The sequence below is a fragment of the Desulfobacterium sp. N47 genome, from assembly GCF_051233685.1.
In the GTDB taxonomy this organism is placed as follows: domain Bacteria; phylum Desulfobacterota; class Desulfobacteria; order Desulfobacterales; family RPRI01; genus RPRI01.
In genome coordinates, this window is record NZ_JBAMMY010000248.1 from 1 (window position 1) to 13548 (window position 13548).

7 protein-coding genes are annotated in these 13548 nt (G+C 46.8%); 6 read left to right on the forward strand and 1 reads right to left on the reverse strand.

Going from position 1 to position 13548, the window contains the following annotated elements:
* Positions 1-137: 137 nt before the first annotated feature.
* Positions 138-1256, reverse strand: a complete 1119-nt coding sequence (locus VXK47_RS16030; RefSeq protein WP_435549790.1) for an AAA family ATPase — start codon at positions 1254-1256, stop codon at positions 138-140.
* A gap of 500 nt (positions 1257-1756) precedes the next feature.
* Here VXK47_RS16030 and VXK47_RS16035 point away from each other — a divergent pair, with 500 nt between their 5' ends.
* The 6 genes from VXK47_RS16035 to VXK47_RS16060 all read left to right on the forward strand — a co-directional run bounded on the left by VXK47_RS16035 (position 1757) and on the right by VXK47_RS16060 (position 12938).
* On the forward strand, positions 1757-5341 hold the full coding sequence (locus VXK47_RS16035; protein ID WP_435549791.1) for a helicase-related protein: 3585 nt from the start codon (positions 1757-1759) through the stop codon (positions 5339-5341).
* A gap of 72 nt (positions 5342-5413) precedes the next feature.
* Complete coding sequence (locus tag VXK47_RS16040) at positions 5414-5707, forward strand: type II toxin-antitoxin system MqsR family toxin (protein ID WP_435549792.1); 294 nt, start codon at positions 5414-5416, stop codon at positions 5705-5707.
* 37 nt (positions 5708-5744) lie between these two features.
* Positions 5745-6272, forward strand: coding sequence for a type II toxin-antitoxin system MqsA family antitoxin (locus VXK47_RS16045; protein WP_435549793.1), 528 nt, complete (start codon positions 5745-5747; stop codon positions 6270-6272).
* Positions 6262-6711 (forward strand): protein-export chaperone SecB, encoded by a 450-nt coding sequence (locus VXK47_RS16050; protein ID WP_435549794.1) that lies wholly within the window; start codon positions 6262-6264, stop codon positions 6709-6711. Before VXK47_RS16045 ends, VXK47_RS16050 begins: the two co-directional genes overlap by 11 nt.
* A gap of 2 nt (positions 6712-6713) precedes the next feature.
* Positions 6714-9599: a DUF1156 domain-containing protein gene (locus VXK47_RS16055; protein ID WP_435549795.1), complete on the forward strand. Its 2886-nt coding sequence runs from the start codon at positions 6714-6716 to the stop codon at positions 9597-9599.
* Positions 9600-9602: 3 nt separating this feature from the next.
* On the forward strand, positions 9603-12938 hold the full coding sequence (locus VXK47_RS16060) for a Swt1 family HEPN domain-containing protein (protein ID WP_435549796.1): 3336 nt from the start codon (positions 9603-9605) through the stop codon (positions 12936-12938).
* Positions 12939-13548 lie beyond the last annotated feature (610 nt).

The following is a 13548-nucleotide window of genomic DNA, read 5'->3' on the forward strand; positions in this document are numbered from 1 at the left end:
AAAAAACCAATCAAATATGCGCAGCTACAACCAAAATATCTCATGATGTCCCAAATTATAGAGTTGGGGAGGCTCCGCGAGCTCACCCTAAAGGGCTCGCTCACCTCCCCAACATCTATAATTTGGAAAGGTACCAGTTACCAATATTTTTTTATTTCTTTTCGGAGGGTTTTGTTTTGAGAATTTAACTTTGCTTGATAGCTGGAATAGAGCTGCTCCTCACTGATAGAAGTGATTTTTTTGGCTGATTCTTTTTCTGTATTTATAGCAGCGACCATGGATATGAGATCTTCACGAAGGATTTCCGATTCCTTACTGAAGTGGGCGTCTAGTTTGTCCCATAGGTCTTCCGAAAGAGCCGCCCCGCAAAACGCACATCTGGTTTTTTTGTTTTTGTGGTGCTCAATACCATCCCGGACCCACTCCTGTAATAAATGGTCATTTAAAAGCTCTTGGATTGATTTGGTCGGCTTGATTTCATCGGAAAGGAGCTGCTCGGCTTTTTGATATAATGAGCTGAAGGAGGCGTTATATTTGGGGATTGGTAAAACATTATCTTTACTTTCCTCTTTTAAGAGCTTTTTTTTAGATTCAACATCCTCCTCATTTAACAATTCAATTTTACTTTTGACTATCTTTTCAATGTCTGCCTTGATCTTGTTTATGGTGTAATTGACGTCATTGTATATCGGGTTCGTCTTTATGCTTTGGTTGGCTTTGGTCCTGAGCTTGCCATCATGAGCCGATTCGGCAGATTCCTTTTCAGACTTTTTTTTCACATAATCATCTGCTTTGTTTTTCAGCTCGAATTTTAGGCCGGTTTTGTCGGTTTCGCTTCCTAATTTTTTTTCTTTTTCAGCAATTTCTTTTTCAATCTCAACGTTGGATTCACCAAGTATCGCGAAAGGCTGTATTGTCCCGTCTTCATCTATCAGTAATTTTAAATTCTCGCTGATGTAATCCCTGTTATAAACTCGAATGTCATATGAACAATTCGCGACATCCAAGTGACACATTCGATCAGTTCCGGTGTGCCCGAACTCAAAAGTAGCTTTTGGGTATTTTTCGTTCAGCTTACCTTTTTCAAGGGACCGAAACATGCGGGATAAAGTGGTCTTGCCGGAATAATTGCGGCCGTATATTATGTTAATATCCTTGAATTCAGCTATATTATCCACCTTGTCGCGGACGGTCGCGTTCCAATCAAAATTATTAAAAACAGCGTAATTGTCTATTTTTTTAATTTTGGTGAACATAAATTCCTCAACCATTATACGACGGATAGTTTGGATTGGTGAGAGCCGCCACACGATTCCGCCAGTATTGTCCTTGTTATTAATTTTGATCGGCTAACAATATATTAAACAGTTTCCTCTCAATAACAGTGGTTTCTTTATCATGATTTACATTTGAAATCTAATAGTTTCATGAAAATATTCGTTCTATTTCTTCCAGGAAGCAAGAAAGGACCTCCAAGATATATTCTTCTTATCACAGGTTTATAGGAGGTTGTGATCTCTAAGAAATATCTCAATTATAGTCACATATCGGCAATATATGTCTTCAATACCAAAATAAAATTATCAATTTCAGTGTAATTTCAATCCATAATATATTGTAGAATATTTTATTTCATGTTACTTAAGTCATCTGATTAGATAATGCTTTATCTATATCTTTTGAAATCAAGATGTTGCTTTTTATTAAGAGATCGCAAGAAATTAAACTCTCAAAAATCTGAACCAGGTGCTAAGTGATGCGACTCGAAGATCTTCAGCCAAATGCTGCTGTACGTGGTCTCCTTCCGGACTGCCTTGTCACGGTTGTCAGTGTACAATGGTTTGGTTCAGAAGCCCTTGAACTCACCTATAAAACACCTTCCGGCAAGGTGGCGAATGAACTGGTCTATCGTGATGACGAATCACGTCTTGAAATTGTGGAAATTGGCCGTCCATGGAGTTTCGACGGCGATGGCGCAATGCTACGTCTGGTATTTGAAGCCCATCGCATACGGCTTGCGCACCTGTTTGATCCGCTACTCGCTGTCCATACCTCCCTCGTTGATCCATTGCCGCACCAGATTACTGCGGTTTATAAGTCTATGTTGCCACGGCAGCCGCTTCGTTATTTGCTCGCCGATGATCCGGGAGCCGGAAAAACCATTATGGCCGGTTTACTTATTAAAGAATTGATTGTTAGAGGTGATTTGCATCGCTGCCTTATTGTCTGCCCCGGCAGTCTTGCCGAACAATGGCAGGATGAACTTTACAGGCGGTTCCATCTGCCCTTTGAGATACTCACTAATGACAAGCTTGAAGCAGCGCGCACCGGAAACTGGTTTCTTGAGACAAACCTTGTTATTGCACGCCTTGATAAACTGTCACGTAATGAGGACGTACAGCAAAAGCTACAGGCGCCGGATTGCCGATGGGATCTTGTAGTATGCGACGAAGCTCACAAAATGTCTGCTACGGTCTTTGGGAATGAAACTAAATATACCAAACGGTACAGACTCGGCCAGTTACTTTCGACTCTAACACGGCATTTTCTTTTAATGACAGCAACACCACACAATGGGAAAGAAGCGGATTTTCAACTTTTTATGGCGTTGCTTGACGGCGATCGTTTCGAGGGTAGATTCCGTGACGGGGTTCATGTGACTGATGTATCGGATTTGATGCGCCGGATGGTTAAGGAAAGCCTGCTAAAATTCGATGGCACGCCGCTTTTTCCTGAACGTATCGCTTATACCGTTCCATACAAACTATCGGAAATTGAAGCCAGGCTTTACAAGGATGTAACAGATTATGTTCGGGAAGAGTTCAATCGTGCTGAGGCGCTCGAAAATGAAAAGCGCGCTGGAAACGTCGGTTTCGCACTCACTATTTTGCAAAGACGACTGGCATCCTCACCAGAGGCAATTTGTCAGTCTCTCAGACGACGTCGTGAACGACTGGAAAGCCGGCTTCGTGAATTGGAATTACTTCAACGGGGCGCTGATACATCCCCGATAATAACAGACATTATCCCAGGTATGCTTGATGCCGAGGATATCGAGGATCTTGAAGACGCACCGGACAGTGAGGTCGAGGCAAAAGAGGAGGAAGTCCTTGATCAGGCCACAGCAGCACGCACAATTTCCGAATTAAAGGCTGAGATCGAAACCCTGAAAAAATTAGAACTGCTTGCGCACCAGATCAGAAGAAGTGGTGAGGATACGAAATGGTGCGAGCTGGCAAACCTGTTGAGTGAGATATTCACCACTGCAGTAATAGCAAACCGTGTGGCCGATCCGACTATGCCATACGGTAAAGTCAGGATACCGAAACCCACTCCATCCCAACACCAGAAGCTTGTTATTTTTACCGAACATCGGGATACTCTGAGTTATCTTGAAACACGCATCACCACTCTGCTCGGTCGTAAAGAAGCCGTTGTCATTATTCACGGCGGAATGGGACGCGAAGATCGAATGAAAGCCCAGGAAGCATTCAGGCACGATCCGGAAGTAAAAGTACTGCTTGCAACCGATGCCGCAGGGGAAGGTATCAACCTTCAGCGCGCTCACCTTATGGTCAACTATGACCTCCCGTGGAACCCCAATCGAATTGAACAACGTTTCGGTCGAATCCACCGTATAGGTCAGACTGAGGTGTGCCATCTGTGGAATCTGGTGGCTGAAGAAACCCGGGAAGGCGATGTGTATCGTAGATTATTGGATAAACTGGAACAAGCCCGTCAGTCCCTCGGTGGCCAGGTGTTTGACGTGCTTGGGAAGCTTCAGTTTGAAGGAAAATCATTACGTGATCTTCTTATTGAAGCGATTCGATACGGTGATCAACCAGAGGTACGTGCCCGTCTTTCAAAAGTTATGGATTTCGCACTCGACCGCGAAATGCTTCAGGACCTGCTTGATGAGCACGCCCTCGCACATGATGCAATGGATGCAAGCCTTGTTCAACGGGTTCGTGAAGATATGGAGCGTGCAGAGGCTCGTCGCTTGCAACCCCATTATATAGAATCTTTTTTCCTTGAAGCATTCAGACAATTAGGGGGATTATCCAGACAACGTGAGCCACGTCGTTACGAAATCAAGCATGTTCCGGCCTCTATCCGGAATCGTGATCGGTTTATAGGTATCGGCGAACCTGTCCTGCCCCGTTATGAACGCATAGCTTTCGAAAAGTCGTTAATAGCACCGCAAGGCCAGGTGCTTGCGGCCTTTGTATGTCCCGGTCATCCTCTTTTAGATGCGGTTATTGATCTCACTCTTGAACGCCACCGCGATTTGCTCAAAAGGGGCGCCGTGTTGGTGGATGAGAGGGATACAACAAGCAAACAGCCGCGGGTGCTGTTTTATATTGAGCATGCGATTCAGGATGCCGGAGTCACCCGGCATGGTGAGCGACGTATCATTTCCAAGCGAATGCTATATGCCGAGATAGATGCAGATGGCTCTGTCCGGCATGTTCATTATGCGCCTTATTTAGATTACAGACCGTTGGAAGAATCTGAACCGTCTGTGGATGAAATATTAGCACGTACCGAGTGCGTCTGGATCACCCGAGATCTGGAAAAAAAGGCGCAAGGCCATGCGGTAGCTCATATAGTGCCGGAGCACCTGGCAGAAGTGAAGGCAAACAAACTCACACTTATAGCAAAGACTGAAGCGGCTGTTAAGGAACGGCTCACAAAAGAAATAACCTACTGGGACCATCGTGCCGAGCAACTAAAGCTTCAGGAGCAGGCCGGCAACTCAAATGCCCGTTTGAACTCGGGTGAAGCCCGAAAGCGTGCCGATATCTTGCAGGGACGATTACAAAAAAGGCTTGAAGAATTGAAACTTGAAGGCCGGATATCGCCTTTGCCGCCTGTAGTGCTTGGCGGTGTTCTGGTAGTTCCCATAGGAATGATTGCAGAAATGACGGGAAAGAAAACTGTGTTGCCGGTACAAACTGCTGATACTCAAGCCAGTGCTGCGAGAGCAAGAGCCATTATAATGGATATCGAACGAAACCTCGGATATGAACCGATTGACCGTGAATTCGAGAAACTTGGATATGATATCGAGAGTCGGGTTACAGGCACCGGCAAACTACGTTTTATAGAGGTGAAGGGACGTATAACCGGTGCAGCTACAATTACGGTAACCCGAAATGAAATTCTCTATTCGCTAAACAAACCCGACGATTTCATTCTGGCAATCGTGGAATTTTTAGATAGTGGCTCCCACCAGATACACTATGTACGCCAGCCTTTTAAGCGCGAGCCGGATTTTGGCGTAACAAGCGTTAATTATAGTTTTACGGAACTGATATCGAATGCAAAGATTCCATCTTAAATGGAAAACTTTTTTCATAAAAAAATTGACAAAGATACATATTGTATCATAATGATACTTATCGAGTGTTGAATGGAAAAACGAAAACCCCACTATGATCTGAATAAATTTAAAGAACTTTTTTGTTCTGTGGAAACGAGGTTTATAACAGCAGCGGCCCGAAAAGGGGCTGTAACTATGGGTTACATGGATGAAGAAGGCATCATTGCGGTCATTAACCGTCTTTGTTCGGAACACTTTTATAAATCCATGACAACACATGTAAATCACAAAATCTGGCAGGACGTTTACCGGTATCAGGATGACGAAGATAACGATCTTTATATAAGTTGCAGTTATCCCCGGATAAAACTAGAGCCGTCCTGATCCAGATGAAAAGAGACGAGGGGAGTGATGAAATAGTATGAAACCGATTAATTGTCCTGTTTGCGGCGCTGATGCGCTTAAAAAGAGAACCGGGACGGAGACATTTGAATATAAGGGCGAATCAACAACTATTCCCGATTACGTTACCTATGAATGTAAAGAATGCGGAGAGTCAATCGTTGACAATAAATCCCTGAAAGAGTCGGGCAAAAAATTAAAAGATTTTCAACGGCAAGTCGATGGCCTTTTAACCGGCCAACAAATTAAAAAGATTCGTTTGAAACTGGATCTTACACAGGAAGAATTTGCTGGTATCATTGGAGGTGGCCGGAAAAGTGTAACGCGTTATGAGACCGGCCAGATTTGTCAAAGCAAAGGAATGGATAATCTATTGCGCATTCTGGACGCATACCCTGAAACAATAAATGTTATTAAGAAAAACAAGGATATTGTTAAAGGTTTCGCTCAAATCATTTATTTGGATGATGCAAAAAAGAAAAGTGCTTATAAATTAGATATAAAAAAGTTTTCCTACAAAATAGAAGAGACTGCTTATGGCTCATAAATTCCGGATCGCCTATATCCGGCTCACCGAGGCACATTTTTCCATAAACCATCAATATAAATGGGAAGACGGCAAAGAAATCGAGCTTTCACATAGCATCGAAATCAATTGTCAGCAAGCTACAGAAAAAGATATTAATGTAGTTGTATCGATCTCATCCGATTCCGATAAGCAGCCATTCCGTTTTTCCGTTGCATGGGAAGGCTCGTTTGCTTTTGAAGAGATTCCTTCAAAAGAAGAAGTGGAGCGTATCGCCCATATCAATTGTGCTTCCATTATTTTTGCCTATGTTCGGGAGTCAGTGGCCGATCTTACGCGACGTGCCGGCATGCCGCCTCTAAACTTGTACCCTTTTAATTTTGTTGCATTGTACGAAGAAAAGATGAAATCAGCATCCTCCGTAAAACCAAGAAAACCACGCAAAAAATCAAAGGCGTAATAATGTCCGGAAGGAAAAAACTGATCGAAGTCGCCCTGCCCTTGGATGCCATCAATAAGGCAAGTGCACGGGAAAAATCCATACGTCACGGGCATCCGAGTACGTTGCATTTATGGTGGGCCAGGCGGCCTCTGGCGGCGGCGCGGGCGGTGATTTTTGCACAGATGGTGGATGATCCTTCGGCGCATCCCGATCTTTTCCCGACCGAAAAAGCTCAGGAAAAGGAGCGGCAGCGGTTATTTAAAATCATTGAAGACCTTGTGCTGTGGGAAAACACCACCAACGAAAAAGTCTTGCAGCAGGCAAGAGACGAAATCTGGCAGAGCTGGCGATATACATGCGCGGAAAACGCAGACCATCCCCGTGCCAAAGAGCTTTTTGATCGCCATAAACTGCCTGCCTTTCATGATCCTTTTGCCGGAGGCGGATCTTTGCCGCTTGAAGCTCAGCGTCTGGGGCTGGAAGCTTATGCCAGCGACTTAAATCCGGTAGCAGTGCTTATCAATAAGGCAATGATTGAAATTCCGCCGAAGTTCGCCGGCAAGCTGCCGGTAAACCCGGACTCAAGTAAAGAAAAGAGGCTTTTCAAGAAAACATGGGAGGGCGCAGCCGGACTGGCCGAAGATGTGCGCTATTACGGCAAATGGATGCGCGACGAGGCTGAAAAGCGCATTGGGTATCTTTACCCAAAAGTGGAAATTACCGCGGAGATGGTGAAAGAGCGGCCTGACCTGAAACCCTATGAGGGCAAAAAGCTTACCGTAATTGCCTGGCTTTGGGCGAGAACGGTGAAAAGTCCGAACCCTGCTTTTGCCAATGTGGACGTTCCGCTTGCCTCTACATTTATGCTCTCAACCAAGCCGGGTAAGGAAGCCTATGTTGAGCCGGTGATAGAGAATGGTGGTTATCGTTTTACGGTGAAGGTTGGAAAGCCAAAAGATGCTGAGGCAGCGAAGAGAGGCACCAAGCTGGTGCGAGCTAACTTTTTGTGCCTGATGTCCGGTGCACCGATTTCGGGTGATTACATCAAGTCCGAGGGTAAGGCCGGACGTATGGGCGCGCGTATGATGGCTATTGTTGCAGAGGGAGACCGGGGCCGTGTTTACCTGGAGCCATCTCCAGAGATGGAAGCGATCGCGCGCCAAGCGTTGCCTATGTGGAAGCCCGAAGGAGATGTGCCAGCTCGTTTAACCGGCGGAACCTGTGTGCCTTACGGGCTGCAATGTTGGGGTGACCTTTTCACTCCCAGACAGCTCGTGGCGCTTACGACTTTCTCTGACTTGGTGCAGGAAGCGCGAGAAAAAGTAAAAGCCGATGCTATAGCTATGAGTCTGTCTGATGACGACAAGCCCCTTGCTGCCGGAGGCATTGGTGCCACAGCTTACTCGGATGCAGTGGTGGTATATCTGGGATTCTTAGTGGATCAGCAGACTAATCAATCCAGTACGATCTGCGGATGGAACAATATCAATCAGCAGATGATTGTAACCTTCTCTCGTCAAGCAATTCCAATGATCTGGGATTTCGCAGAGTGTAATGTTTTGTCAACGTCAACTGGTAGTTTTTGGAATCTCTTGGAAAGACAAGTCAAGGGCATCGCTTCCTTGAGTTTGGGATACGCTACTGGCAAGGCATTTCAGTGTGACGCGACAATTCAAATAGAGTCTTCAGGGAAAGTGGTTGCTACTGACCCGCCTTATTACGACAATATCGGCTATGCCGATCTGTCGGACTTCTTCTACGTCTGGCTACGTCATTCTCTTAAACCCGTCTTTCCTGATCTTTTCGCAACGCTCGCTGTGCCTAAGGCTGAGGAGTTAGTGGCCACGTCATACCGTCACGGCAGCAAAGACAAGGCAGAGGCGTTCTTTCTTGAAGGAATGACACAGGCGATGCACCGCCTATCCGAACAAGTGCACCCGGCATTTCCAGTTACTATCTATTACGCTTTCAAGCAGAAGGAGAGTAAAAGTGAAGCAGGCACCACAAGTACAGGCTGGGAGACCTTCCTTGATGCAGTTATTCGAGCAGAATTCGCTATCACTGGCACTTGGCCGGTAAAAACGGAATCTGCTAATAAACTCAAAGCTGATGTCAGCGCCCTTGCCAGCAGCATCGTCCTTGTCTGCCGTCAACGTTCAAAGGATGCGCTCATCACCACACGTCGGGATTTCATCACTGCTCTCAAGATGGAGCTACCTGATGCACTCGTCCACCTCCAGCGCGGCAACATAGCACCGGTGGATTTGGCCCAGGCAGCCATCGGGCCAGGCATGGCAGTTTTTACCCGCTATGCAAAAGTTCTGGACGCTTCCGGCAATCCTATGACAGTGCGCGAAGCACTGGCCCTGATAAACCAGACCCTCGACGATGCTCTGGCCGAGCAGGAAGGCGACTTTGACGCAGACAGCCGCTGGGCGTTGGCATGGTTCGAGCAATCGGGATTTGCCGAGGGAGAATTTGGAGTGGCCGAGACTCTTTCCAAGGCCAAGAACACCAGCGTTTCCGGCATGGTGGATGCCGGCATTCTGGTTTCCAAAGGTGGAAAGGTAAGGCTGATTCGGCCTGATGAATTGCCTGTTGACTGGGACCCGGAGAAAGATAAGCGCCTGACAGCATGGGAGACGGTTCATCACCTGATCCGCTCTCTTGAATCGGGTGGTGAAAGTGTTGCTGCTGCTTTGGTTCAAAAACTCGGCAGTAAGGCAGAAACAGCCCGCGAACTATGCTATCGGCTTTATACAATTTGTGAGCGCAAAAAGCGCGCAGCCGAAGCGCTTTCTTACAATGCTTTGGTTCAGAGCTGGCCGGAAATCACGCGACTTGCACAGGAAGTTAAAAGTCTGCGTCCCAAACAAGCAACAATGTTTGAAGAAAATGAGGAATAACCCATGGCTATGACAAACCATGAACGCGTCGGAAAGGCTCTGGATTTGCTCAAAACCGGGCTCAGCCCATTTGTTGAGCGTGAAATGAACAATGCCTACCCGGAAAAAGACTATCTGAGCAAATTTATGGGCGGAGACAGAATGCTTGCCGATAAACCCATTGCCGAGTGGGATGTAGCGGCTTTGCTCAAACTTATGTGGGATGCCTGGAACAGTGTTTTTCGCAATGTCCTTGGGCCTGCTGAACGCAGCCTGGTCAGTGAAATAAGGGATCATCGTAACCGTTGGGCGCACCAGGAATCATTTTCAAGCGACGACGCGGATCGGGCGCTGGATTCCATTATGAGACTTCTTTCTGCGGTTTCCGCACCCCAGGCCGATGAAATCGGCAAGATGAAAATGGAACTGCGGCGTCTTATATTTGATGAACAAATGCGTCATGAAAAAAGGAAAAGCGCGGGGACAGCTATCGAAAGCCAGGCCACAGGGAACTTAAAACCATGGCGTGAGGTTGTAACACCGCATAAGGATGTTGCCAGCGGCCGGTATCAGCAAGCCGAATTTGCAGCCGATCTGTGGCAAGTGCACCTGGGTGAGGGAACTGATGAATACCGGGACCCGGTTGAGTTTTTCCGTCGCACTTATCTTACCGACAGTCTTAAAGGGATGCTGGTGGGAGCAGTTCGTCGTCTTGCCGGAAATGGCGGTGATCCTGTTATCCAGCTTCAGACTAATTTCGGTGGTGGCAAAACACACTCCATGCTGGCGCTTTATCATTTATTTTCAGGCATTTCACCCACAGAGCTTGCAGGCATCGATATGGTCATGAAAGAAGCCGGAGCATCGAAGCTTTCAGCCGCAAAACGTATAGTACTGGTGGGCAATAAAATTTCGCCCGGTAATCCTGTTACGAAGCCGGATGGCACAGTAGTGCGCACACTCTGGGGAGAACTGGCATGGCAGCTTGGCGGGAAAAAGGCGTTTAAACGTATTCAGGCTGATGATGAGAAAGCAACCAGTCCTGGTGATGTGCTGCGTGAATTGCTTGTTGAATACGGCCCATGTCTTATCCTTATCGATGAATGGGTGGCCTATGCAAGGCAGCTTCACGATCAGAGCGATCTTCCGGCAGGTGGATTCGAGACTCAGTTTACTTTTGCCCAATTACTGACAGAATCTGCAAAAATTGCCAATAACTGTTTAATTGTGATCAGCCTTCCGGCTTCAGATAGCTCAGGATCGCCCCATGCACAGGCAGATGATGTTGAAGTGGGCGGGGCTCGCGGTCGTGAAGCCCTTGATCGCCTCAGAAATGTGGTGGGACGTGTGGAATCATCATGGCGGCCGGCCAGTGCTGATGAAGGATTTGAGATCGTTCGCAGGCGGTTGTTCGAGCCGATGACTGATCCGGCAAGATTTAAGGATCGTGATCTGGTGGCACGAGCTTTTGCTGATTTTTACCGATCCCAACGGGCAGAATTTCCACCCGAATGCCACGATGCAGACTACGAGAAACGTATCAAGGCAGCGTATCCGATTCATCCTGAGATATTTGACAGGCTCTATACAGACTGGTCAACACTGGTGAAATTCCAGCGTACTCGTGGTGTATTGCGGCTTATGGCTGCTGTAATACACAGCCTATGGGAAAAAGGTGACAAAAATCCTTTGATTCTTCCGGCAAATATTTCAATTGATGATACACGGGTGCAATTCGAGCTTACGCGATACCTGTCGGATAACTGGGTGCCGGTTATAGAAAAAGACGTGGATGGGCCGAACTCACTTCCGCTACGACTGGATGGCGAATTGCCAAACCTTGGTAAGTTCGCAGCTTGCCGCCGTGTGGCGCGTACAATTTATATGGGTTCTGCGCCTCTATCTAAAGCAGCACACCGCGGGCTTGAAGACCGTTGGGTTAAACTTGGATGCCTGATTCCGGGAGAATCGCCCGCGGTGTTCGGAGATGCGCTGCGCCGGCTGGCCGGTGCAGCAACATATCTCTACCAGGACGGCCCGCGTTACTGGTATTCTACCCAACCCACTGTTACAAAGCTGGCTGAAGATATTGCAGAACAATTAAAACGCGACCCGGATAAGGTTGTAAACGAGCTGAATCAGCGCCTGCGAAAGAACCTGGAGCAGAAAGGAGATTTTAGTCGGATTCATCCCATGCCTCAGTCCGGGCAGGATGTTCCGGATGATCTTGATGCAAGGCTTGTTGTGCTCAGCATCGATTACCCATACAGCAAGGAGGCGGAAAGTACAGCCGGTATAGCAGCAAAAGCTATCCTAGAATTGCGGGGCAATACTCCACGGCTCTATAGAAACACGCTCGTCTTTCTTGCTGCTGATAAGACACGACTACAGGATCTTGACGAAGCAACCCGGAAATATCTTGCATGGGAATCTATCCTTGCTGATAAGGAACAACTAAATTTAGACCCACAACAGGTTAAACAGGCAGAAACGCAAAAGAAAACCGCAGATGGCACCGTGACGGCAAGATTACCTGAGACTTACCAATGGTTGCTGGTGCCGGTTCAAACGACCCCTCAGGCTGCTATCGAATTGCAGGCAATAAGGCTGTCGGGATTGGAGTCACTGGCCGCGAGAGCAAGTAAGAAACTTAAGAACGACGAATTGTTAATTACTAATTTCGCCCCAACAAGATTAAGGATGGAATTGGATAATGTTCCTCTATGGCGGGGTAATCACGTAGCTATCAAACAGATAATGGAGGATTTTGCGCGCTACAATTACTTGCCACGTCTTAAAAACTCATCGGTTTTGACGGGTGCGATCGGTGAGGGACTGGCGCTGATCACATGGACGCAGGATGCCTTTGCCTATGCCGATAGCTTCGATGAAAAAGAAGGACGCTATCGAGGCCTGCGTACAGGTCAGTTTTCCATATCATCCGGTTCGGACGCAACAGGATTGATCGTAAAGCCCGATGTAGCTTGTCGACAAATGGAAGCCGAGCGGCATGAATCACAATTAGCAGGAGCTCTCGGAAGTAGATCCGTTGGTGGTAGCCCGCAGACATCCGGTAAAGCTGAAGATAAGCCGGAAACGCCGGTCATCCAACCGGTTTCGATTCAGCCAAAACGTTTCCATGGAACTGTCACCCTTGATGCAACCCGCGTCGGTCGGGATGCCAGCCGCATAGCAGATGAGGTAATCGCTCACCTCTCAGGCCTGGTAGGTGCGGCGGTGACTGTTACTCTTGAAGTGGAAGCAGATATCCCTTCAGGCACTCCGAATCACGTTGTACGAACCGTGACTGAGAACTGCCGGACACTGAAATTTACTGCACAGGGATTTGAAAAAGAATAACAGAGAGTTAACGATAAACTTTTTCTTTATCACTGTTGTGCTTTAAAAATCAGATTGATAGTTTCCGATATCTTATCATAACCAAAGAATATCCGCTGGCCTGAAAACCTTTGATAAGTCTGTATTTAGCGGAAATTTCCACCGGCGGGCTATAAATCATCACTTTGTTGATAAAGTCCCTGATGCATAACAACAACGGGAATAAAGAGTAAACGGCTTAAACAGATTATATGCAGGATAAACTGAATACAAGTGTGCTTCTAACGGTTTTAACGGTTTGTTTGTGCTGCTTTGAATTTTTATCACTGCTTTTTCTGTTATGCCGGAAAGTAAAGGGCTGGGTTGTAACAATGTAACCGTCATGGGATTTCTTGATAAAACACGCTGGTGAATACAGAAAGTGCTGGCAAAACCAGTTGCTGGAACTAAAAGTTTGACACTGACGTTATATTAGAATATTTTCCTGACGCGGTTTTTTTGGCATAGCCATCCCCCATACCCACCACAAAAAAAGGAGAATTTTACATGACGAAAGCAGAATTAGTTGATGCAATAGCTGCCGATGCAAAAATCACAAAAACTGCTGCTGTTGCAGCGCTGGATTCATTTA

Coding starts and splice junctions, on each gene's coding strand:
- VXK47_RS16045 (WP_435549793.1), top strand. CDS start 5,745: ATGAAACCGATTAATTGTCCTGTTTGCGGCGCTGATGCGCTTAAAAAG.
- VXK47_RS16055 (WP_435549795.1), top strand. CDS start 6,714: ATGTCCGGAAGGAAAAAACTGATCGAAGTCGCCCTGCCCTTGGATGCC.
- VXK47_RS16030 (WP_435549790.1), bottom strand. CDS start 1,256: ATGTTCACCAAAATTAAAAAAATAGACAATTACGCTGTTTTTAATAAT.
- VXK47_RS16040 (WP_435549792.1), top strand. CDS start 5,414: ATGGAAAAACGAAAACCCCACTATGATCTGAATAAATTTAAAGAACTT.
- VXK47_RS16060 (WP_435549796.1), top strand. CDS start 9,603: ATGGCTATGACAAACCATGAACGCGTCGGAAAGGCTCTGGATTTGCTC.
- VXK47_RS16035 (WP_435549791.1), top strand. CDS start 1,757: ATGCGACTCGAAGATCTTCAGCCAAATGCTGCTGTACGTGGTCTCCTT.
- VXK47_RS16050 (WP_435549794.1), top strand. CDS start 6,262: ATGGCTCATAAATTCCGGATCGCCTATATCCGGCTCACCGAGGCACAT.